At 68.2% G+C, this 22,857-nt stretch carries 16 protein-coding genes; 12 read left to right on the plus strand and 4 right to left on the minus strand.

From position 1 onward, the window contains the following. Positions 1-91: 91 nt before the first annotated feature. Positions 92-892 (minus strand): class I SAM-dependent methyltransferase, encoded by an 801-nt coding sequence (locus ACIQCY_RS17445; RefSeq protein WP_400485111.1) that lies wholly within the window; start codon positions 890-892, stop codon positions 92-94. 87 nt (positions 893-979) lie between these two features. Here ACIQCY_RS17445 and ACIQCY_RS17450 point away from each other — a divergent pair, with 87 nt between their 5' ends. Next, the gene (locus tag ACIQCY_RS17450) at positions 980-1,726 is read left to right on the plus strand and encodes a phosphoglyceromutase (protein ID WP_400485112.1); all 747 of its coding nucleotides are present in this window, start codon (positions 980-982) and stop codon (positions 1,724-1,726) included. A gap of 92 nt (positions 1,727-1,818) precedes the next feature. Here ACIQCY_RS17450 and phoU read toward each other — a convergent pair whose 3' ends face one another. Then, a complete protein-coding gene (gene phoU / locus ACIQCY_RS17455) occupies positions 1,819-2,478 on the minus strand; it encodes a phosphate signaling complex protein PhoU (RefSeq protein ID WP_400485113.1) in 660 nt (219 codons plus the stop codon). Between the two features lie 164 nt (positions 2,479-2,642). On the opposite strand from phoU, the gene ACIQCY_RS17460 reads away from it, so the two are divergent. After that, the gene (locus ACIQCY_RS17460; RefSeq protein WP_400485114.1) at positions 2,643-3,899 is read left to right on the plus strand and encodes a sensor histidine kinase; all 1,257 of its coding nucleotides are present in this window, start codon (positions 2,643-2,645) and stop codon (positions 3,897-3,899) included. Next, positions 3,896-4,576, plus strand: a complete 681-nt coding sequence (locus ACIQCY_RS17465) for a response regulator (RefSeq protein WP_400485115.1) — start codon at positions 3,896-3,898, stop codon at positions 4,574-4,576. Before ACIQCY_RS17460 ends, ACIQCY_RS17465 begins: the two co-directional genes overlap by 4 nt. 74 nt (positions 4,577-4,650) lie before the next feature. Here ACIQCY_RS17465 and ACIQCY_RS17470 read toward each other — a convergent pair whose 3' ends face one another. Then, positions 4,651-5,187 (minus strand): hypothetical protein, encoded by a 537-nt coding sequence (locus ACIQCY_RS17470; RefSeq protein WP_400485116.1) that lies wholly within the window; start codon positions 5,185-5,187, stop codon positions 4,651-4,653. A gap of 256 nt (positions 5,188-5,443) precedes the next feature. Here ACIQCY_RS17470 and ACIQCY_RS17475 point away from each other — a divergent pair, with 256 nt between their 5' ends. The 6 genes from ACIQCY_RS17475 to glgX all read left to right on the plus strand — a co-directional run bounded on the left by ACIQCY_RS17475 (position 5,444) and on the right by glgX (position 12,070). Continuing rightward, entirely contained in the window at positions 5,444-5,926 is a 483-nt protein-coding gene (locus ACIQCY_RS17475; protein WP_028280415.1) for a CarD family transcriptional regulator, read from the plus strand. Between the two features lie 69 nt (positions 5,927-5,995). Then, a complete protein-coding gene (gene ispD, locus ACIQCY_RS17480; protein ID WP_400485117.1) occupies positions 5,996-6,775 on the plus strand; it encodes a 2-C-methyl-D-erythritol 4-phosphate cytidylyltransferase in 780 nt (259 codons plus the stop codon). A gap of 58 nt (positions 6,776-6,833) precedes the next feature. Then, on the plus strand, positions 6,834-7,367 hold the full coding sequence (gene ispF, locus ACIQCY_RS17485) for a 2-C-methyl-D-erythritol 2,4-cyclodiphosphate synthase (RefSeq protein ID WP_400485118.1): 534 nt from the start codon (positions 6,834-6,836) through the stop codon (positions 7,365-7,367). Between the two features lie 26 nt (positions 7,368-7,393). Then, positions 7,394-8,857, plus strand: coding sequence for a cysteine--tRNA ligase (gene cysS / locus ACIQCY_RS17490; protein ID WP_400485119.1), 1,464 nt, complete (start codon positions 7,394-7,396; stop codon positions 8,855-8,857). 122 nt (positions 8,858-8,979) lie between these two features. Next, positions 8,980-9,960, plus strand: a complete 981-nt coding sequence (gene rlmB, locus ACIQCY_RS17495) for a 23S rRNA (guanosine(2251)-2'-O)-methyltransferase RlmB (protein WP_400485120.1) — start codon at positions 8,980-8,982, stop codon at positions 9,958-9,960. Positions 9,961-9,967: 7 nt separating this feature from the next. Further along, the gene (gene glgX / locus ACIQCY_RS17500; protein WP_400485121.1) at positions 9,968-12,070 is read left to right on the plus strand and encodes a glycogen debranching protein GlgX; all 2,103 of its coding nucleotides are present in this window, start codon (positions 9,968-9,970) and stop codon (positions 12,068-12,070) included. A 77-nt stretch (positions 12,071-12,147) separates the two neighbouring features. Here the strand turns inward: glgX and glgP are convergent, their stop codons facing one another. Beyond that, positions 12,148-14,760: an alpha-glucan family phosphorylase gene (gene glgP, locus ACIQCY_RS17505; RefSeq protein ID WP_400485122.1), complete on the minus strand. Its 2,613-nt coding sequence runs from the start codon at positions 14,758-14,760 to the stop codon at positions 12,148-12,150. Positions 14,761-14,905: 145 nt separating this feature from the next. Here glgP and ACIQCY_RS17510 point away from each other — a divergent pair, with 145 nt between their 5' ends. Genes ACIQCY_RS17510 through glgB form a run of 3 tightly spaced genes read left to right on the plus strand, consistent with a single transcriptional unit; the run spans position 14,906 to position 22,547 of the window. Beyond that, positions 14,906-16,945 carry an alpha-1,4-glucan--maltose-1-phosphate maltosyltransferase gene (locus tag ACIQCY_RS17510; protein ID WP_400485123.1) on the plus strand — a complete coding sequence of 680 codons (2,040 nt, stop codon included), beginning with the start codon at positions 14,906-14,908 and terminating at the stop codon, positions 16,943-16,945. Next, positions 16,945-18,711 (plus strand): maltose alpha-D-glucosyltransferase, encoded by a 1,767-nt coding sequence (treS, locus tag ACIQCY_RS17515; protein WP_400485124.1) that lies wholly within the window; start codon positions 16,945-16,947, stop codon positions 18,709-18,711. Before ACIQCY_RS17510 ends, treS begins: the two co-directional genes overlap by 1 nt. Next, positions 18,711-22,547: a 1,4-alpha-glucan branching protein GlgB gene (gene glgB / locus ACIQCY_RS17520; protein ID WP_400485125.1), complete on the plus strand. Its 3,837-nt coding sequence runs from the start codon at positions 18,711-18,713 to the stop codon at positions 22,545-22,547. The genes treS and glgB overlap by 1 nt, the downstream gene beginning before the upstream one ends. Positions 22,548-22,857: the final 310 nt, after the last annotated feature.

Below are 22,857 nucleotides of genomic sequence, written 5' to 3' on the forward strand. Positions count from 1 at the left end.
AAGACCTCTTAGTCGTTGGCGTGTGTGGTAACCACCAACCTAAGAGGTCTTCACCCTTTCACCCTGCAACCAACGTCCTGTCTCAGTACACCTAGCTCGGCCGCACGGCGTCCCACGCCACGCTGACCTCACCGAGCCGCCAGCGTGATGTTCCGTCCAGGATCGGCCAGCCATCCGTCTTCAGTGCCGCGCACATCGCCGTCCAGCGCTGCTGGTTGCCGAACGACGCCTGAGCTGCGGCCTCGAGCCACGCCCGGTCCAGCGCCCGCAGGTAGCCGTGCACCCGTTCGCCCTCGACGTTGCGGTGGATGAGCGCCTTGGGGAGCCGCTCCGCGACGTCGGAGGGGAGGGTGAACGCCCCGAACCGCAGGGAGATGCTCAGCGACACCGGGCCGGTCGCGTCGATGGCGGCCCACGTGGACCTGCGGCCGATCTCGTCACACGTCCCGTCCACGAACAGCCCGCCGGGCGCCAGGCGTGCACGGACCTCGTCCCAGAACATCCCGTACTCGTCTTCGCCGTACTGTCGCAGCACGTTGAAAGCCCGCACCATCACGGGCTTCCTGCCGTCCAGCGGGAGTTCGAAACCGCCCTGCCGGAAGCTGAGGCCGGGCCGCGCCAGGGGTTCTGCCGCTGCCACGCGCGCCGGGTCGATCTCTATCCCGACCAGCTCGGCGTCGTCGCGCACCGACCGCAGGCGCGTGAACAGCTCGACGGCGGTGACCGGCGCCGCTCCGTACCCGAGATCGACCACGAGAGGGTCGGACGCACGGCGGAGGCGGTACCCCTGCGGGCCGGTCAGCCAGCGGTCCACCCGGCGCAGGCGATTCGGGTTCGTGGTGCCACGCGTGATGGTCCCGAGGGGCTTCGGGGAGCGGGAACGCGGGGGCATCCGTCCAGCCTAGGACACCCGCTTAACACTGGCGGAACAGGACGCCTCCGGCATGACCGGCGCATCCCGATACGGCAGACTAGGACCATGACCTACACACTGATCCTGCTGCGCCATGGGCAGAGCGAATGGAACGAGAAGAACCTCTTCACCGGCTGGGTGGACGTCGCCCTCACCGAGAAGGGCCGCGAGGAAGCAACGCGCGGCGGGCACCTCCTGACGGAGGCCGGGATCCTTCCCGACATCGTCTACACGTCACGCCAGAAGCGCGCGATCATCACCGCCAACCTCGCCCTCGAGGCCGCCGACCGCAGCTGGATCGACGTCAAGCGCAACTGGCGCCTGAACGAGCGCCATTACGGTGCGCTGCAGGGCAAGGACAAGGCGCAGACCCTCGCGGAGTACGGCGAGAAGCAGTTCATGGAGTGGCGGCGGTCCTACGACACCCCGCCGCCCGCGCTCGACGACGCCAGCGAGTACTCGCAGGTCAACGATCCGCGGTACGCGGACCTCGGCGACGACGTCCCGCGCACCGAATGCCTCAAGGACGTCCTCGACCGCTTCCTGCCGTACTGGGAGTCAGACATCACGGTGGACATCAGGGCCGGCAAGACCGTCCTCATCGCGGCCCACGGCAACTCGCTCCGAGCCCTCGTCAAGCACCTCGACGGCATCAGCGACAGGGACATCGCAGCACTGAACATCCCCACCGGTATCCCGCTGGTGTACGAGCTTGACGAGGACCTCAAGCCGGTGAAGGCCGGTGGTACCTACCTCGACGCCGACGCCGCGGCCGCCGCGATCGAAGCTGTCGCGAACCAGGGCAAGCACTAGCCCCCGCGAGACGAACAGGCTCGACGGCGGTCCCCCCAGCGGACTGCCGTCGAGCCTGTTCGAACCTGTTCCGTCGCTCCCGACGGAGAACGTCAGCTCAGCGGTGCGCTGGGCTGCCACTCGCCCGTGACGAGGTAGGCGACCTTCCGGGCGACGGAGACGCCGTGGTCGGCGAAGCGCTCGTAGTAGCGGCTCGCGAGGGTGACATCGACGGTCGTCGGCGCGCTCTCGTTCCAGTCCTCCGCAGCAACCGCCTTGAAGACGCCGGCGTGCAGTTCGTTCACGCGGGCATTGGCCGCATTGATCTCGTTGCTCAGTTCGAGGTTCCGCGTCTCCAGGAGCTCCGTGACCTTGGCCGCGATCTGCACGTCGAGTTCGGCCAGCTCGTCGAAGGTCGGCCTGATGCTCTCCGGGATGACGTTCGCGGGGAAGCGCAGGCGCGCGAGCTGCGCGACGTGGCGGGCCAGGTCCCCCATCCGCTCGAGGGATGCGCTCATCCGCAGCGCACCCACGATCATGCGGAGGTCGGAGGCCACGGGTCCCTGCAGGGCGAGGATGTCGATCGCCCGCTCGTCGAGGCTGTTCTGAAGGAAGTCGATGCGCGCGTCGGCGGCGATGACCTCCTGCGCGAGCTCGGTGTCGGCACCCTGGAAAGCGCTGTTGGCCTTCTGGATGGCCTCGGACACCAGCTGCGAGATCTCGATCAGCTCCTCGCCGATCTGGTGTAGCTCGGCCTGAAAAACCTTGCGCACGTGGGCGTCCTTCCCTGGAAGTTTCGAATCAACGGTTGTCACAGTTCTGCCGACGAGCCTTCCAGCCAGCGGTGAACTGTTTCCCCGCTTTATGTGAACGTTAGTTGAACCCCTTACCTATTGCCACCGGATGGGCCGGGGTCGGAAATCGCAGAGCATAAGCTATGTCCGTGGACCCCCTTCTCCTGACGCTCGTGGCCGGGCTGGTAGGCCTGACCCTCGGCGTGAGCGGCATGGCGGCTTTCCGTGCGAGCGAGGCCCAGCGGCTCCGCCTCCTCTACGAGGACGAACCCTCGCTGCCCGACGGCGCGGCGGAGGTCCTCTCCATCATCGGGCGGGCCTACGTCATCGTGGACGCGATCGACGGCGTGGTCCGCGCGAGTCCGGCCGCCTACGCTTTCGGGCTCGTGCGAGGGCACACCGTGGTCCACTCCGAACTGCTCGATCTCACGGCCCGTGTCCGGCGGGACGGCGTGATCGAGCAGCAGCAGCTCGAGCTCCCGCGTGGGCCGCTCGGGCAGGGCACCATCGTGGTGCAGGTCCGCGTCGCGGCCCTCGGCGCCGAGTACATCCTGATCCTCGCGGACGACCGCACGGAGATCACGCGGAGCGAGGAGATCCGGAACGACTTCGTGGCGAACGTGTCGCACGAACTCAAGACGCCGGTGGGCGCCATCTCCCTCCTCGCCGAGGCCATCGACGACGCCGCCGAGGACGAGGTGGCCGTGCGGCGTTTCGCCCAGCGCATGCACAAGGAATCCGGCCGCCTCTCCGCCCTCGTGCAGGACATCATCGAACTCTCCCGCCTGCAGGGCGCCGACGTCGTCCGTCGCGGCAAGGCGGTGGACATCAACTCGGTGATCGCCGAAGCGGTGGATCGCAACAAGCTGCCCGCGGAGAGCAAGCAGATCGACATCGTGGTCGGCGGGTCCGTCTCCACCCCGGTCTACGGCGATCGCGACCTCCTCATGACCGCGTTCCGCAACCTGATCGACAACGCCATCCGCTACTCGCCGGAAGGCACGCGGGTGGGCGTAGGAGTGCGGTCGCGGGACGGCCTCGTGCAGATCTCGGTGACGGACCAGGGGGCAGGCATCACGCCCGAGGAGCAGGAACGCATCTTCGAGCGGTTCTACCGGATCGACGCCGCCCGCTCCCGGCAGACCGGCGGTACCGGACTCGGCCTCAGCATCGTCAAGCACGTGGTGTCGAACCACGGCGGTGAGGTCACGGTATGGTCGCAGGCCGGCCAGGGCAGCACGTTCACCGTCCGCCTCCCGGAGATGGAGGGGACCGCGGACGACGACGCCGCCGACGGTTCGGCCGCCCTCGCCGCCGGTGGGGGCGCGATGCACAGTGCCGACAAGAAGTCAGTGAAGAAGGGCAGCACCGCTGTCCATGAGCAGGGAGTCAAGGCTTGAGCCGAATTCTGATCGTCGAGGACGAGGAGTCGTTCAGCGACCCGTTGTCCTATCTCCTCGGCAAGGAAGGCTTCGAGGTGTCCGTCGTGGACAACGGCCTCGACGCCGTCACCGAGTTCGACCGCTCGGGAGCGGACCTGGTGCTGCTGGACCTCCAGCTGCCGGGCCTCTCCGGCACCGAGGTCTGCCGGCAGCTGCGGCAGCGCTCCAGCGTCCCGGTCATCATGCTGACCGCGAAGGACGCCGAGATCGACAAGGTGGTGGGCCTGGAACTCGGTGCCGACGACTACGTCACCAAGCCGTACTCGTCGCGCGAGCTGGTGGCCCGCGTGCGAGCGGTACTCCGCCGCCAGGGCGAACCGGAGGAACTGATCTCGAACACCATCCAGGCCGGGCCGGTCCGGATGGACATCGAACGGCACGTGGTGAGCGTCGACGGCGAACAGGTGGCGCTGCCGCTGAAGGAGTTCGAGCTGCTCGAGATGCTGCTCCGGAACTCCGGGCGGGTGCTGACCCGCGGGCAGTTGATCGACCGCGTGTGGGGCTCGGACTATGTGGGGGACACCAAGACACTCGATGTCCATGTGAAGCGGCTCCGCGGGAAGGTCGAGCCCGATCCCTCGAACCCGCGCTACCTCATCACCGTGCGCGGCCTCGGCTACAAGTACGAGCCGTAGGCCGGGGGAGCACGACGGGCAACTGCCCGCCGGCGAGGATGAGGGTCCTCGCCGGCGGGCAGTCTCCGTTGCAGCTAGTGGCCCGCGGCCTCGGCGGCTTCCTCGGTGGCTGCGGGCTCGCTCGGCCGCGGCGTGTAGCCACCGGGCACGAACTCGCGGTATTCCTCGAGCGTCCCGTCGAGTACCGGCACCTCGAAGGTCGCGTCCTCGCCCTCGACCTCGAAATCGACGTCGATCAGGGAGCCCGGCGCATCCTCGAGGCCTTCGAGGGTCCCATCGTCCTCGGTCTCGTCCTCGAACCTGAACTCGCCCTGTCCCTCGATCGTGACGCTCGTGGAGGCGCCCCCGGCGCGGATGGAGAGGTCCACGGGGTCGTCGCTCGTGTTGAACACGGTGCCCACGAGACGGCCGGCGGTCTCGTCGTCGCGGCCGACGATCAGGATGTTGCGCAGCAGTACCGGCCCGAGGTCCTTCACGATGCCGTCCGAGGCGGCGTACGGAGCGGTGGTCGACTGATCCACGGTGAAGCTGCAGCCGGAGACGCCCAGCATCAGCAACACGGCGCCGGCAGCAACGGCCTGCTGCGCGCGGTTCTTCGGTGCACAATTCACAGCACAAACTCCTGGGGTTCAACAGGTGGGACAAGTGGGTAATCCGGGGCGGACCTACCCAACAGACTATCGGCTACGTGCCCAAACCGTGGTGTCGGTTTCAGTGCGTCCAAGGGTGCGGAAGCACTAAACGCACCGCTCGTCAAGGGGCGAATCATAGTTCTTTCCGCTTGTTCCCGCCGCCTGACCTGCGAAAACGCGGGGTCGGCGTGTCGTTGCCGTGATAAACTGATTCCCGGGAAAGGGGAAAGTCCACATGGTTTTTGAGGTCGGCGAAACAGTTGTTTACCCTCACCACGGCGCAGCGAAGATCGAAGAGATCAAGATGCGCGTCATCAAGGGCGAAGAGAAGATGTATCTCAAGCTCAAGGTGGCACAGGGTGATCTGACGATAGAAGTACCAGCAGAGAACGTTGACCTCGTAGGGGTCCGCGACGTGGTGGGCAAGGAAGGCCTCGAGCACGTGTTCGACGTCCTGCGAGCCGAATTCACGGAAGAGCCCACCAACTGGTCGCGCCGCTACAAGGCGAACCTCGAGAAGCTCGCTTCGGGTGACGTGATCAAGGTGGCCGAGGTCGTTCGCGACCTCTGGCGCCGCGACCACGACCGCGGACTGTCGGCCGGCGAGAAGAGGATGCTCGCGAAAGCGCGGCAGATCCTCATCTCCGAACTCGCGCTGGCGGAGAAGACCGACGAAGAGAAGGCGGCAAGCGTTCTCGACGAGGTCCTCGCCTCCTAGGAGACCGACAGACATGGGAGAGGGACCTTCGGGTCCCTCTTTTTTGTTGCCCTGTCATAGGGTGACGGAGTGTCCGACAAGAATTCGCAGCATTCGTCCCGAGCCGGGGTCGGCGTCGTCGTGGTGGCCGCGGGATCGGGGCAGCGCCTCGGACAGGGCATTCCGAAGGCCCGCGTCCTCTGCGGCGGCCGCACCCTCCTCGAACACTCGCTCGATGCCGTCCTCGCGTCGGGCGTCGCCACGGCCGTCGTCGTGGTCCTTCCGGCAGGGGACGCCGTGCTGTCCTCCGTCGTCGCGCGCGCAGCCGCCCAGGCGGCCGCGCACACTGCGGAGGATGCCGCGGGAGCGGTGGTGGAGATCATGGAGGTCACCGGCGGCGCGACGAGGACGGCCTCGGTCCGCGCGGGCCTCGATGCCCTCCCGCCGTCGGTCGCCGTCGTCCTGGTCCATGATGCCGCCCGGGCGCTCACACCGCCCGCGGTGTTCCAGCGGGTGGCCGCCGCCGTGGCGGCGGGCGCGCCGGCCGTCGTCCCGGTGCTCCCGGTCGTGGACACGGTCAAGGTGGTGGTGGGCGATGTCGTGACGGCGACGCCGGACAGGGCCTCGCTGCGCGCGGTACAGACGCCGCAGGGCTTCGACGCCGACGCGCTGCGTGCGGTGCATGCGAGCAGCCATGCGGAGGATCCCGCCGTCACGGACGACGCCCGGCTCATGGAGGTGCATGGGCGCGCCGTGCACGTCGTCGAGGGGGACGCCCTCGCCTTCAAGGTCACCACGCCGCTGGACCTCGTCATCGCGGAGGCAGTGCTGGCCCAGGCGCCCGTCCTCGGGGTATCCCCGACCACCTGATCCCGAGCGGTATCCGCACCGACACCGAGCCATACCCGAACCCGACAGCAGGAGCACCGTGTACCTCAGCGAGCACAGCCACCTTCCCCGAACCGGCATCGGCGTGGACGTCCATGCGTACGCGCCTGAAGACACCCCGGCCGCGCTGTGGCTCGCGGGCCTGCTGTGGGAGGGGGAGAGGGGGCTGTCGGGGCATTCGGACGGCGACGTCGTCGCGCATGCGGCAGCCGATGCCCTCTTCTCCGCATCCGGCATCGGCGACCTCGGGACGCACTTCGGCACGGATCGCCCGGAGTACGCCGGCGCTTCCGGGCACACCCTGCTCTCGGCGGCAGCGGGTATCGTCCGTGAGGCCGGGTTCGACATCGGCAACATCGCGGTCCAGCTGATCGGCAATCGGCCGAAGTTCGGTCCGCGCCGGGCCGAGGCGGAGGCTGTCCTGTCCGACGCCGCGCAGGCGCCGGTCAGCATCTCGGCCACGACCACCGACGGGCTGGGCCTGACCGGAAGGGGCGAGGGCATCGCGGCCATCGCGACCGCCGTCGTCGTGCGTCCCGGTTCGCGCGCACCGTCCGCCGCGCCGGAGGCCTGAGGCCGCCTGCCGGGTAATCTGGACCGGTGAGCCTGCGATTCTATGACACCGCCCGCGCCGAGGTGCGCCCCTTCGAACCCCTCCAGCAGGGCAGGGCGAGCCTCTACTACTGTGGTGCCACCGTCCAGGGCATGCCGCACGTCGGCCATGTACGCTCGGCGATCGCCTTCGACCAGCTGACCCGGTGGCTCGAGGCGCGCGGCCTGCGCGTCACGGTGGTCCGCAACGTGACGGACATCGACGACAAGATCCTCGCAAAATCCTCCGACTCGTTCCGCGAAGGCGCCGCCGATGAGGACCCGAGCGTCATACCCGAGGAGCCGTGGTGGGCCCTCGCCTACCGCTTCGAACAGGAGTTCTCCCGCGCCTACGCCGCCCTCGGCGTCCGGCCTCCGACCTACGAGCCGCGCGCCACCGGGCACATCCCGGAGATGCACGCCCTCATCCAGCTCCTGATCGACCGCGGCCACGCCTATCCTGCACCGGACGGCTCCGGTGATGTCTACTTCGACGTCCGGTCCTGGCCCGCCTACGGCAGCCTCACGCGGCAGGACATCGACGACATGCAGGCCGCACCCGACGCCGATCCCCGCGGCAAGAAGGATCCGCGCGACTTCGCACTGTGGAAGGGCTCGAAGGACACTGATCCGCCGACGGCGTCCTGGCACAGCCCGTGGGGTGCCGGCCGGCCCGGGTGGCACCTCGAATGCTCGAGCATGGTCACCCGGTACCTCGGCACCGAGTTCGACATTCACGGCGGAGGCCTGGATCTGCGTTTCCCGCACCACGAGAACGAGATGGCGCAGTCGCAGGCCGCCGGCCACGCATTCGCGCGCTTCTGGATGCACAACGGCATGGTGACGTACGGCGGCGAGAAGATGTCCAAGTCGCTCGGCAACACCGTGAGCCCCCAGGAGATGATCGACGCCGCCGGACCCCGCGTGGTCCGGTACTACCTCGGCCAGGCCCACTACCGCTCCGTGCTCGACTACCGCGAGACCTCGCTGCAGGAAGCAGCCGCTGCTGTCGCCCGCATCGACGGGTTCATCGCGAAGGCCTCCGGACGCGTGGGAGCGGCCACCCGCGGCGCCGTCAGGGCGGAGGACCTGCCGGCGGCGTTCGCCGAGGCGATGGATGACGACCTCAACGTGCCGCAGGCCCTCGCCGTGCTCCACACGAGCGTGCGCAGCGGCAATACGGCCCTCGCAGCAGGGGACGACGACGCCACGCGGGCAACCCTGGCCGCCGTCGTCGCCATGACAGCCGTCCTCGGTCTCGACGATGCCGGACAGCCGGGCGCCTCCGCGGAGGATTCCTCCGCGGCGAAAGCCCTCGCGGCCCTCGTCGGGGACCGGATCGCCGAACGCAGTGAGGCCCGGGAGGCACGGAACTGGGCCCGGGCCGATGCCATCCGCGATGCCCTGGCTGCCGCCGGCATCACCCTGGAGGATTCGGCCGACGGCGTCACCTGGTCGGTGTCGGGGAGCTAGGCTACCCGGCGAGGGCGGCGTGCGGACACCTCCACACGCCCTCCGGAGGGAGGGTGCCGGGGCACTGCACCGGCGCCGCGTAAACTGGAGGCGATTCTTCTTCTATATAAAGGTGTTCTCCCATGGCCAGTCACGGACGTCCAGGCGCGGTTCGCAAAACGAAAAAGGGCCCCACCATCGGCACCGGCGGACACGGACGCAAGTCGCTCGAGGGCAAGGGCCCCACTCCCAAGGCGGAGGACCGCCCGTACCACAAGGCCTACAAGACCAAGGAGCTGGCCGAGCGCTCCGCCGCCAAGCGTGAAGGCAAGGGTGCCGGTACCGGCCGCACCAAGGGCAAGGCCGCCGAAGAGGTCGTCACGGGCCGTAACTCGGTCGTCGAGGCCCTCCGTGCGGGCATTCCTGCCAAGGCGCTCCACGTCGCCATCCGCGTCGAGATGGACGACCGCGTCCGCGAATCGCTGAAGATGGCCGCCGAGCGCGGCATCCCCGTCATGGAGACCGGGAAGCCGGAGCTGGACCGCATGACGGACGGTGCCGTGCACCAGGGGCTCATGCTGCAGATCCCGCCCTACGAGTACGCCGACGCGCTCGATCTCGTGGACGAGACGATCGAGCGCTACCGCCGCGGCCACATCGGCAACGCCCCGCTCTTCGTGGCGCTCGACGGCATCACCGACCCCCGGAACCTGGGAGCGATCATCCGCTCGGCGTCCGCGTTCAGCAGCCACGGGGTCATCGTGCCCGAGCGCCGCTCCGTCGGAGTGACGGCGTCGGCCTGGAAGACCAGCGCAGGTGCTGCCGTCCGTGTCCCGGTGGCCCGGGTCGGCAACCTCAACTCCGCGCTGAAGTCCTTCAAGCAGAAGGGCATCTTCGTCCTCGGGCTCGACGGCGACGGCGACGTCTCGCTGCCCGAGCTGTCCCTCAGCAAGGACCCCATCTGCATCGTCGTCGGTTCCGAGGGCAAGGGCCTGTCCCGGCTGGTCCGCGAGAACTGCGACCAGATCGTCTCCATCCCCATCGACTCCGCGATGGAGTCGCTCAACGCGTCCATGGCGGTGGGAATCACGCTGTACGAGATCTCCCGCCAGCGCTCGGTCTGATCCCCGCATGGTGAACCCCGCACCGCTGCCGCGAGCCTCCCGCGAGTTCCCGCTCGGACTCCACTCCATCAAGGGAGCATGGGGCCAGGACGCGCATGCCAACGCCGCGGTGTGGGCACCGGCAGTCGCCTCGATGGACGTCCACTGGCGTCGCGCCGACGGCACCTGGACGTCGGAGACCCTGGTGGGGCTCGACGGCGGCGTCCACCACGGCGTCGTGGGCCCGGTGGCACCCGGTGCGCTCTACGCGTTCTGGCCCACCGGCCAGGACCTGCCGGGGACCATCGGCGAGGCGCAGTTGCTCCTCGACCCGTACGCGCGCGCGGTGGAGGCGATCGAGACGGGGTCCGGGACGGACGAGCCGGCCATCCTCTCCTACTATTCCGTGTTCCTCGAGCACGCCTTCGACTGGGGGGCGAGCGAGCGCCCCCGCACCCCCTGGCGGGAGACCGTCATCTACGAAGCCCACGTCAAGGGCCTCACCAAACTGCACCCCGGCGTGCCCGAGGAGCTCCGCGGCACGTACGCGGGCCTGGGCCATCCCACGATGGTCTCCTATCTGCGCGACCTCGGGGTGACCGCCGTCGAGCTCCTGCCGATCCACTTCCATATCGACGAGCCCCACCTGGAGCCGCTCGGCCTCAGCAACTACTGGGGCTACAACACGCTCGGCTTCTTCTCGGCCCACACCGAGTACGCCACCGCAGCTGCACGCGCGGCGGGCCCGGGTGCGGTGCTCGACGAGTTCAAGGGCATGGTCCGTGCTCTCCACGAGGCCGGCCTCGAGGTCATCCTCGACGTCGTCTACAACCACACCGCCGAGGGCGAGCAGCACCGCCCCGCACTGTGCTGGCGCGGACTGGGCGACCTCGACTACTACCGGCACGACGACGCCGGCCGGTACGTCGAGACGACGGGCTGCGGCAACAGCCTGGACTTCTCCCAGCCACGGATCGTGGAGTTCGCACTCGACTCGCTGCGCTACTGGGTGGAGGAGTGCCAGATCGACGGCTTCCGGTTCGACCTCGCCGTCACCCTCGCACGCGACGAGCGCAACGCGTTCACGCCGCGGCACCCCTTCCTGGTCGCCGCCGGTGCCTCCAAGGCCCTGCGCGGGACCAAGCTCATCGCCGAGCCCTGGGACATCGGAGCGGGCGGCTGGCAGACCGGGCAGTTCCCGGTGGGCTGGGCGGACTGGAACGACGGCTTCCGGGACACGGTGCGGGATTTCTGGCTGCGCGACCTCGCCTCGATCGCAGGGGGAGGCACGGGCTCCTCGCCTGCCCGACTGGCCGGCTGCCTCGCGGGCTCGGCCGAGACCTTCGCGGCGTCCGGCCGCAGCCCGCTGGCCTCGGTCAACCTGGTCACGGCGCACGACGGATTCACGCTCGCCGACCTGACGGCCTACGAGCGCAAGCACAACGAGGCCAACGGGGAAGGCAACCGCGACGGGCACAACGACAACCGCAGCTACAACCACGGCGCCGAGGGCCGGACGGAGGACGAGGGAATCCTCGCGGCCCGTGAGCAGAGCGCGCGCAACCTCATGGCCTCGCTGCTCATCTCGCTCGGTGTGCCGATGCTGACGGCGGGCGACGAGCTCGGTCGGACGCAGAACGGCAACAACAACGCGTACTGCCAGGACAACGAACTCGCCTGGGTGCACTGGCCCGACGACGCCTCGTCCCGGCGGATGCTGGACGCCACCCGCACACTGTTGTCCATCCGCAGGGACTTCCTGGCCGGGCAGCCGTCCACCTTCCCGTCGCGCGGCGACCAGTCCACCCTCCTGTGGTTCAGCGCGGCAGGCCTGCCGATGACGGCGCACGAGTGGGAGGACCCGCGCACCAGGACGGTCCAGCTGCTCCTCGGGTCCACGGGCGGAACTCTCAACGGGCTCGTCGTGGTCAACGGTGCGCTGCAGGACGCCCGGATCCACCTGCCGTCGGCCTGGATCCTGCAGGGACAGGGCATCGAGGGTGAGCAGCCGCGGTGGTTCAGCCCGACGTTCGACTCCGCGGCCCGTGCACCCCTGTCCGGTGAAGCGCGCCTGCGCTCCGGTGAGGCCGATACCGTCGCAGCCGACTCGGTCCGCATCTACCGCTGCTGATCCGACGGACAGCGGAATGAGAAAGCCCGGGACCGCATCGGTCCCGGGCTTTCCTCATAGGGTGTGGAGCTGGACGATCAGGCGTTGACGACGAGCCCCAGCTCGGCCTTCGTCGCCAGGGTGGTGTGCTTCGGGAGCACGCGCACCGTGTAGCCGAAGGACCCTGAGTGGTCGATCCGGATACCGCCGGTGAAGAGGTAGCGCCCGCTGCCGAGGTTCTCGGAGACGGCGAGGTCCTCGACGGTGACGTCGCTCAGTTCGTCGCTCTCCAGGGCGCGGCCGTAGGCCACCTCTACCGCGACGTCCTCCGGGTCCAGGCCGCCGAGCGAGACGTAGGCGTTGACCGTCAGCGAGTCGCCGATCTGCGGATTCTCGGAGACGCCGGTGGAGTCCACATGTTCCACCTGGACCGCGGGCCAGTTGCCCTGGACGCGCGAGCGCCAGGCAGCGGTCCGCTTCGCGAGCGAGAAGGAGTCGGCGGAGGCCTCCTGACCTGCACGCCAGGCCGGCCGGTACAGCTTTTCGACGTAGTCCTGCAGCATGCGCTCGGCCGAGACGGCCGGGCCCAGGGTGGCCATCGTGTGCTTGATCATGGCGATCCACTGGTGCGGGACGCCGTCCCGCGACGGCTCGGACGGCCCGGCGGCGCCGGCACCCTCGGCGGGCAGCAGCGAGTAGAAGCGCGGCCCCACCTGGGTCTCGAGGAGGTCGTAGAGTGCGGCCGCCTCGATGTCGTCGCGCTCGTCCGCCGAGGCGCCGTTGTTGGCGGTCGGGATCGCCCAGCCGTTGTCGCCGTCGTACATCTCGTCCCACCAGCCGTCGAGGACGGACAGGTTGAGGCCACCGTTGATGGCGGCCTTCATGCCGGAGGTACCGCAGGCCTCGAGCGGGCGCAGCGGGTTGTTCAGCCAGACGTCGCAGCCCGGGAAGAGCGTGCGGGCCATGGCGATGTCGTAGTTCGGCAGGAAGACGATCCGGTGGCGGACCTCGGGATCGTCGGTGAAGCGGACCAGGTCCTGGATCATGCGCTTGCCCTGCTCGTCCGCCGGGTGGGACTTGCCGGCGATCACCAGCTGGATCGGGTGCTCCGGGTGCAGGAGCAGCGCCTTGAGGCGGGCCGGGTTGCGGAGCATGAGCGTGAGCCGCTTGTAGGTGGGCACGCGGCGGGCGAAACCGATGGTGAGGACGTCCGGGTCCAGCACGGAGTCCGTCCAGGTGAGCTCTGCGTCCGCGGCACCCCGCTTCTTCCAGGAGGCGCGCAGGCGCTGGCGCACGTCGTCGACCAGGTTCGAGCGGAGACTGCGGCGCAGCGCCCAGATGTCCGTGTCCGGTACGTCGTAGACCTTGTTCCACTGCGGATCGAGGATCGACTCCGCGCCGAAGTTGGCACGGGCGAAGTCGGCGATCTCGGGATCGACCCAGCTCGGTACGTGCACGCCGTTCGTCACGGACGTGATGGGCACTTCACGGGAGTCGAATCCCGGCCAGAGGCCGGAGAACATGCCGCGTGAGACCTCGCCGTGGAGCTTGGCCACGCCGTTGGCGCGCTGCGCGAGCCGCAGGCCCATGACGGCCATGTTGAACTTCGTGGAGTCGCCGTCCACGTAGTTCTCGGCGCCGAGGGCCAGGACACGGTCCGTGGGAACGGCAGGAGCGAGACCCGCATGGAAGAAGTGCTCGATCTGGGAGCGGTCGAAGCGGTCGATCCCGGCCGGCACGGGGGTGTGCGTGGTGAACACCGTCGATGCGCGGCCGGCGGTGAGGGCTTCCTCCCAGCTCATCGGCGACTCGTTGGACGGATCCATGAGCTCGCGGATGCGCTCGATCCCGAGGAAGCCGGCGTGGCCCTCGTTCGTGTGGAACACCTCGGGAGCGGGTGTCCCGGTGAGGCGCTCGAAGATGCGCAGTGCCTTGACGCCGCCCATACCGAGCAGCAGTTCCTGCTGGAGGCGCTGGTCCCCGCCACCGCCGTAGAGGCGGTCCGTGACGTTGCGTGCGGCGTCGTCGTTCTCGGCGACGTTGGAGTCCAGGAGCAGCAGGGGGACGCGGCCGACGTCGGCACGCCAGATGTGCGCGGACAGCTGCCGTCCGTTGGGCAGGGGAAGCACCACCTTGGCGGCGGAGCCGTCCTGCTCACGCAGCAGCGTCAGCGGCAGGCCGTCGGGATCGAGGACGGGGTAGGTCTCCTGCTGCCAGGCGTCACGGGAGAGGGACTGCTTGAAGTAGCCGGCCTGGTAGAGCAGGCCGACGCCGATGAGGGGGACGCCGAGGTCGGACGCCGACTTCAGGTGGTCGCCGGCCAGGATGCCGAGGCCGCCGGAGTACTGCGGGAGGACGGCACTGATGCCGTACTCCGGGGAGAAGTAGGCGATGCTGCGGGGGGCGTCGTCACCGAGCCCCTGGTACCAGCGCGGTTCCGTCAGGTAACTCTCGAGGTCGGCGCCGAGTTCCTGGATGCGCCGCACCAGCGACTCGTCGTCGGAGAGCTGCTGCAGCTTCTCCCGCGTGACGGAGCCGAGGAAGGACACCGGATCATGCCCGCTCTCCTCCCAGGCGGCACGGTCGATGTCCTCGAACAGGCGCGAGGTCGGGAGGTGCCACGACCAGCGCAGGTTGCCCGCGAGTTTGCCGAGCGGCGCGATGTTCTCGGGGAGGACGGTTCGGACGGTAAATCTGCGGATAGCCTTCACCTCGGTTACGCTAGCGCACTTGCCCAGCGGTGGGGAGGCTCCTGCGTAAACGCTTGCGTAATTGGCCCGCGTAATATGGAGCAGGCGCTGACGCTACGCGAAGCTCCCTTAGCATTTCGGCCCATTACTCGCTAACGTCGTACGGGTGACCACTCCTACCGAGCAGAACCGAAATGCCCAGTACCCCGAAGGACTGCGCTTTGGCCGCATCCCCATCACGGCGGTCAGTCCCGTCATCGAGGACGGACGCTTCCCTGCGAAGGGGATTCCCGGCTCTGACATCGCCGTGGGCGCAACCGTCTTCAGGGAGGGCCACGACCAGTTGGGCGTCTCCGCAGTCCTCTACGACCCACGGGGCAAGGAGGTGCAGCGCGTCCGCATGACGCCGGTGGGCTCGGGGCTGGACCGCTGGGCAGGAACGCTCACCCCTCGTGCCAAGGGTCTGCACACGTTCACGATCGAGGGCTGGTCCGATGTGTTCGGCACCTGGGAACACGACGCGACGATCAAGATCGCCGCCGGGGTCGACGTCGAACTGATGCTGGCGGAGGGCGCTGCGCTCTTCGCCCGGGCGGCAGGCGAGCGCACCGGCCGCGACGCGACACTGTTCCGCCGGGCCGCGGATACCCTGGCCGATCCGTCCCAGAGCGTCGAGGCCCGCCTCGCAGCCGGCCTGTCGCCCCAGATCCATGAAGCGATCGCACGCCAGCCGATCCGCTCCCTCGTCACCGCCTCGCAGGCCTACCCGATCAACGTGGAGCGCGAGCTGGCCGGCCGTGCAGCCTGGTACGAATTCTTCCCGCGCTCCGAGGGCGCCACCTACGATCCCGAGACCGCCCAATGGACTTCCGGCACGTTCCGGGAGGCCACGAAGCGCCTCGATGCCGTCGCGGCCATGAACTTCGACGTCGTATACCTGCCTCCGATCCACCCGATCGGCCGCACGCACCGCAAGGGCCCGAACAACACGCTGACCGCCGGTCCGGGGGACCCGGGGTCGCCGTGGGCCATCGGCTCCGAGGACGGCGGACACGACGCCATCCACCCCGATCTCGGCACGTTCGAGGATTTCGACGCCTTCGTGGCGCGGGCCACCGAACTGAACCTCGAAGTGGCCCTGGACCTCGCACTGCAGGCTTCACCGGACCACCCCTGGGTCCAGACCCACCCGGAGTGGTTCACCACGCGCGTCGACGGCTCCATCGCCTACGCGGAGAACCCCCCGAAGAAGTACCAGGACATCTACCCCATCAACTTCGACAACGATCCGAGGGGCCTGTCGAAGGAGGTCCTGCGGATCGTCCTGATGTGGGTCCAGCACGGCGTGAAGATCTTCCGCGTGGACAACCCGCACACCAAGCCGGTGCAGTTCTGGGAGTGGCTGATCGCACGGGTGAACAAGAAGCACCCCGACGTCATCTTCCTCGCCGAGGCCTTCACCCGGCCGCCGATGATGCACGCCCTCGGTCGGGCAGGATTCCAGCAGTCCTACTCCTATTTCACGTGGCGCAACACGAAGACGGAGCTCGAGGAGTACTTCACCGAGATCAGCAAGGTCTCCCCGGCGTACTTCCGGCCCAACTTCTTCGTGAACACCCCGGACATCCTCACCGAGTACCTGCAGTACGGCGGGCCCGCCGCCTTCAAGATCCGCGCGGTGCTCGCATCCATGGCCAGTCCGCTGTGGGGGGTGTACTCCGGCTACGAACTGTTCGAGCACGTGGCCAGGCCGGGAGCCGAGGAGTACATCGACAACGAGAAGTTCCAGTACCGCCCGCGGGACTATGCTGCCGCCGAGGCGGGAGGCCGGTCCCTGGCACCCTTCATCACCCGGCTGAACGCGATCCGCCGGTCCCACCCCGCGCTCGGGGACCTCGAGAACCTGAGTGTCCACGCCAGCACCGATCCGGCCACCGTGGTGTTCGCCAAGCACAAGCAGACGGCGGAGGGCAAGGACACGGTGATCGTCGTCGTCAATGTGGATCCGCACAGCACCAGGGAGAGCACTGTGTCGCTCGACCTCGGACAGCTGGGCCTCGATGCCGGCGACCTCGACGAGAACGGTACGTTCCTCGTGGACGACCTCGTCACGGGACAGACCTTCGCCTGGGGTGAGCATAATTACGTCCGGCTCGACCCGCACGTGGAACCCGCCCACATTCTTTCAATCAGGAGGCAGCGCTAGTGCCCAATCCCTTCCAGCTCAACGCACCTGGACTGGCCCACGACCCCCACTGGTACCGCAAGGCGGTCTTCTACGAGGCCCTGGTCCGCGGATTCGCCGATGCGAACGGGGACGGCTCCGGTGACCTCTCGGGCCTGATCGAGAAGCTGGACTACCTCCAGTGGCTCGGCGTCGACTGCCTGTGGCTGCCGCCCTTCTTCAAGTCGCCGTTGCGCGACGGCGGGTACGACATCTCGGACTACTACGACGTCCTCGACGAGTTCGGGTCCCTCGGTGACTTCAAGCGGCTCGTCGCCGAGGCGCACGCCCGGGGTGTCAGGGTCATCATCGACCTGCCCATGAACCACACCTCCGACCAGCACCACTGGTTCCAGGAGTCCCGCAGGGATCCCGAAGGCCCGTACGGCGACTTCTACGTGTGGAGCGACACGGACGAGAAGTACCAGGACGCCCGCATCATCTTCGTGGACACCGAGGAGTCGAACTGGACGTTCGATCCGGTGCGCCGCCAGTTCTTCTGGCACCGGTTCTTCAGCCACCAGCCGGACCTCAACTTCGAGAACCCCAAGGTGCAGGAGGCCATCTTCGACGTCGTGAGGTTCTGGCTCGACCAGGGCATCGACGGCTTCCGTGCCGACGCCATCCCCTACCTGTTCGAGGAGGAGGGCACCAACTGCGAGAACCTGCCGAAGACCCACGAATTCCTCAAGCGGCTCCGCGCGATGGTGGACGAGAAGTACCCCGGCCGCGTCATCATCGCCGAGGCGAACCAGATGCCGGACGAGGTCGTCGAGTACTTCGGTGACGAGGACGGGCCCGAGTGCCACATGTCCTTCCACTTCCCGATCATGCCGCGGCTCTTCTATGCGCTGCGCGACCAGAAGGCCGCGCCCATCATCGAGACCATGAACGAGACTCCGGACATCCCGGCCGGCGCCCAGTGGGGCACGTTCCTCCGCAACCATGACGAGCTCACCCTCGAGATGGTCACGAGCGAGGAGCGGGAAGCGATGCTCGGGTGGTACGCGCCGGACCCCCGGATGCGAGCGAACGTCGGCATCCGCCGTCGGCTGTCCCCGCTGCTCGACAACTCGCGGGCGGAGGTCGAACTGATCCACGCACTCCTGCTGTCCCTGCCCGGGAGCCCGTTCCTGTACTACGGGGACGAGATCGGCATGGGGGACAACATCTGGCTCGAGGACCGCGATGCCTCGCGGACCCCGATGCAATGGAACCCGGACCGCAACGCAGGCTTCTCCCCGGTGGACCCGGGCAAGCTGTACCTCCCGGTCGTCCAGTCGCTCGTCTACCACTACAACCACGTGAACGTCGAAGCGCAGATGGCCACGTCGAGTTCGCTGCTCCACTGGGTCCGCCAGATGCTCGCGGTCCGCAAGGCCCACCCGGCCTTCGGGCTGGGCGCCTACCGCAACGTCCCGGTCGAGTCCGAGCACGTGCTCGCCTTCCTCCGGGAGGTCGAGGAGCCCAATGCCGAAGGCGAGCCCGCCGAGTCGGTGCTTTGTGTCTTCAACCTGTCGCAGCACCCCGTCGCCGCGAGGATGCGCCTCGCGGAGTTCGCGGGGCGCGGGCTCCGCGACCTGTTCGGAGGCTCGATCTTCCCGGCCTTCGCGGAGGACGGCGAGATCACCCTGACGCTCGGCAGCCACGACTTCTTCTGGCTGCGGGTCCGCTCCGCGAACTCCAACACCTCGTCGCCGCACACCGAAGCGATGCCCGTCATTCCCCTCTCGGAGGTAGTCAGATAATGGCGACGCACATACCCTTCATCCCGGAGATCCTCACCGAATGGCTTCCGTCCCAGCGGTGGTTCCCGGCGAAGGAGCGGTCGGTGGACCTGACGGTCGTCGGCGGCACGGTGCTGGAGGACCCGGCCGGCGCGGCAGGCTTCGAGGTGCACTTCCTGGCGGTCGATTCGGGGCGGCGGACCGACGTCGTCAGCGTGCCGATCAGCTACCGCAGCGAACCGCTCGACGACGCCGCAGCGGGACTCATCGGCCAGGTGGAACACCCCGAGCTCGGTACCCGGTGGGCGTACGACGCCACCCACGACGCCGACTTCGTGAGGCTGTGGGTCGACTTCATCCTCAGCGGCGGCAAGACGCCCGACGGGCGGCTCACGGGTGTCGTCATCAAGGCTCCGGCCCATCAGGAGCCGGGCGTGGCCCAGCCCGTCAAGGTCCTGCAGGGCGAGCAGTCGAACACCTCGGTGGTCTACGGCTCCGGCGCGGGATCGATGATCGTGAAGTTCTTCCGTGTGCTGGCAGCCGGCGAGAGCCCCGACGTGCAGATCAGCGCAGAGCTCACCGCGGGCGGGTCGACGGACACCCCCGCTACCTTCGGCTGGGTCACGGGGACCTGGCAGGAGGCCCATGGCGAGCCGGGCCACCACGTGACCGGCCACGTCAGCGTGCTCCGCGACTTCGTCGAGGGGAGCACCGACGCCTGGCGCACCGCGTCATCCGCCGCGACGACCGCCGGTGACTTCACGGCCGAGGCCAGGGGTCTCGGCCGGGCCGTCGCCAGGATCCACCGGCAGCTCGACGGCGCCTTCGGGAGCCGCAAGGCCACCGACGACGAGGAGAGGGACTTCAAGGACGCGCTCGTACGGCGCATCCGGTGGGCCTGGGAAGAAGCGGGCGACGCCGTCGGCGCCCTGGGTGCCGAAGTGGATCGCATCATCGCCGACATCGAGACCCTCGCGGACATCCCGCCCCTGCAGCGGATCCACGCCGACCTCCACCTCGGCCAGGTGCTCCAGGCGCCCGACGGTACGTGGCTCATCATCGATTTCGAGGGCGAACCCCTCCGACCCACGGCTGAGCGAAGCGTTCCCGACGTGCCCGTGCGCGACGTCGTCGGAATGGTCCGCTCGCTCGAGTACGCGGCAGCCTCCCGCGGTGCCGCCCCGGTCGGATCGTCCGAGGCGGCCGTGACCCGACAGTGGTCCGACGCCGCTCGGGAGGCTTTCCTCGAGGGCTACGCGCAGGAGTCCGGAGCACCTGTGGACACCGACGGGCCGCTCTTCCGCGCCCTCTGGCTCGACAAGGCCCTGTACGAAGTCGTCTACGAGATCCGCAACAGGCCGGACTGGGTGGAAATGCCCGTCCGGGACGTCCGACGCGCCCTGGGTGCACAGCCCGGTGCGGACGAAACGAAAGCAGCTGACATGAATTCTCCGAAGAACGCCGGTCCGGACGAGGGCGCAGGCGCAGGCGAGGAAAGCCTCGCAGCAAAGGCAGCCAAGGCAGTCGCCGGGACGGCGAAGGCAGTGGCGGGCAAAGCGAAGAACGCGACGACGGCGGTGGCCGAGAAGGCCGCCGACGTGGCCTCCGGCGGCGGCTCGGGGACGGGTCGCGGTGCCGACGACGCGCCGGCCGGCGATCACGTCGCACCGGACCTCACCCCCGTCGCGGTGGAGCAGTCCGTCCTCCAGCAGGTCTCGGACGGCGTCTACCACCAGCCCCATGCGGTGTTGGGTGCGCACCTGGGCAGCGACGACGTCGTGACCGTCCGGACCCTGCGCCGACTGGCCCGGTCCGTCGTCGTCGTCACCAGTTCCGGCCGCACCGAACTGAGCCACGAGCACAACGGCATCTGGGCCGGTGCGCTGCCGGCGGAGAATCCCGGACACGTACCCGACTACCGGCTCGAAGTGACCTACGACGGCGAGCCGGTGACGGTCGATGACCCGTACCGGTTCCTGCCGACGCTGGGCGAGATCGACATGCACCTGATCGGGGAGGGCCGGCACGAGACGCTGTGGACCGCGCTCGGCGCCCACGTCCGTCACTACTCGTCGGTACTCGGCGACATCGAGGGCGTCTCCTTCGCTGTCTGGGCCCCCAACGCCCGGGCCGTGCAGGTGATGGGCGATTTCAACGGCTGGGACGGAAGCGTTCATGCCATGCGCGCTCTCGGCAGCTCGGGCATCTGGGAGATCTTCATCCCCGGAGCGGGGGCCGGGACGTGCTACAAGTTCCGCATCCTCGGAAGCGATGGGCACTGGCGCGAGAAGGCCGACCCGATGGCGCGTGGCACCGAGGTGCCGCCGCTCACAGGGTCGAAGGTCGTCGAGTCGACCTACGTCTTCGGTGACGAGGAGTGGATGGAGGCCCGCGCGGCAGGCGATCCCCACAACGGCCCGATGAGCGTCTACGAGGTGCACCTCGGTTCCTGGCGCCAGGGGCTCGACTACCGCGAGCTCGCCGAGCAGCTCGCGGAGTACGTCTCCTGGCAGGGCTTCACGCACGTCGAGCTGATGCCGGTCGCCGAGCACCCGTTCGGCGGATCTTGGGGCTACCAGGTCACGTCCTACTTCGCCCCGACGTCCCGCTTCGGTTCACCCGACGACTTCAGGTACCTGGTCGACACGCTCCACCAGGCCGGGATCGGCGTCATCATGGACTGGGTCCCCGCCCATTTCCCGAAGGACGCGTGGGCCCTGGCGAACTTCGACGGCGGCACGCTGTACGAGCACGGTGACCCGTTCCTCGGCGAGCACCGGGACTGGGGCACCCTGATCTTCGACTTCGGCCGCAGGGAGGTCCGCAACTTCCTTGTCGCGAACGCCCTGTACTGGCTCGAGGAGTTCCACATCGACGGACTGCGGGTCGACGCCGTCGCCTCCATGCTCTACCTGAATTACTCGAGGGAGGAGGGCCAGTGGCGGCCGAACAAGTTCGGCGGCCAGGAGAACCTCGAGGCCATCTCCTTCCTGCAGGAGGTCAATGCGACCGCCTACAAGCGGGCACCGGGAATCGTCATGGTCGCCGAGGAGTCCACCGCGTTCGACGGCGTCACCAGGCCCACGAGCGCCGGCGGCCTCGGGTTCGGGATCAAGTGGAACATGGGCTGGATGCACGACACCCTCGAGTACATCTCCGAGGACCCGATCAACCGCGTCCACCACCACGGCAAGGCGACGTTCTCCATGGTGTACGCGTACACCGAGAACTTCATGCTCCCCATCAGCCACGACGAGGTAGTGCACGGCAAGGGTTCGCTCCTGCGCAAGATGCCGGGCGATCGATGGCAGCAGCTCGCCAACGTCCGGGCGTACCTCGCGTTCCAGTGGGCGCACCCCGGCAAGCAGCTCATCTTCATGGGTACCGAGTTCGCGCAGGAGTCCGAGTGGGCCGAGCAGCACAGCCTCGACTGGTGGCTCACCGACACACCGTCCCACAAGGGGGTGCAGCAGCTCGTCAGGTCACTGAACACGATCTACAAGGCGACACCCGCGCTGTACGCGCGGGACAACGAGCCCGCCGGCTTCCAGTGGATCGATGAGAACGACGGCGAGCACAACACGCTCTCGTTCATCCGTTGGGACCACCAGGGCAATCCGCTCGTCTGCATCGCCAACTTCGCAGGCGGTCCGCACGAGGGCTTCCGGGTGGGCCTGCCATGGGCAGGGGAGTGGACCGAGGTCCTCAACACGGATTCCGAGGAGTTCGGCGGGTCGGGCGTCGGGAACTCGGGTCGAATCACGGCGCACGAGGGTGCGCACAACGGTCAGCCCGCTTTCGGCGACGTGCGTGTCCCCCCGCTGGGAGTGCTCTACCTGAAGCCGGCCGCTGCCTGATCATCAGCTGCCCGGTACCACTGCGGACCCCCTCCCGGGAGGGGGTCCGCAGTGGTTTTACTTTCCGGCACGAGCGGTGCTACTGTAAGTATCCGCGCTGATGAAGTCATCTGATCGGCCGACAACCACACATTCGAAGCATGGCTCTTGTCCGTATGGGCAGGAACTGGCAGAGGAAGGGTGGGAACCGGTTGATTTGGAGAAACGGAAACAGCCGGGTAAGCTTGTAAAGTTGCTTCGGAGCGAGGACACAGCGGTTTGGTTGTGTTTGGTGCCGGTAGCTCCTGTTGTTTGAGAACTCAATAGTGTG

Source organism: Arthrobacter sp. NPDC092385, from assembly GCF_044755105.1.
Lineage (GTDB): Bacteria > Actinomycetota > Actinomycetes > Actinomycetales > Micrococcaceae > Arthrobacter_D.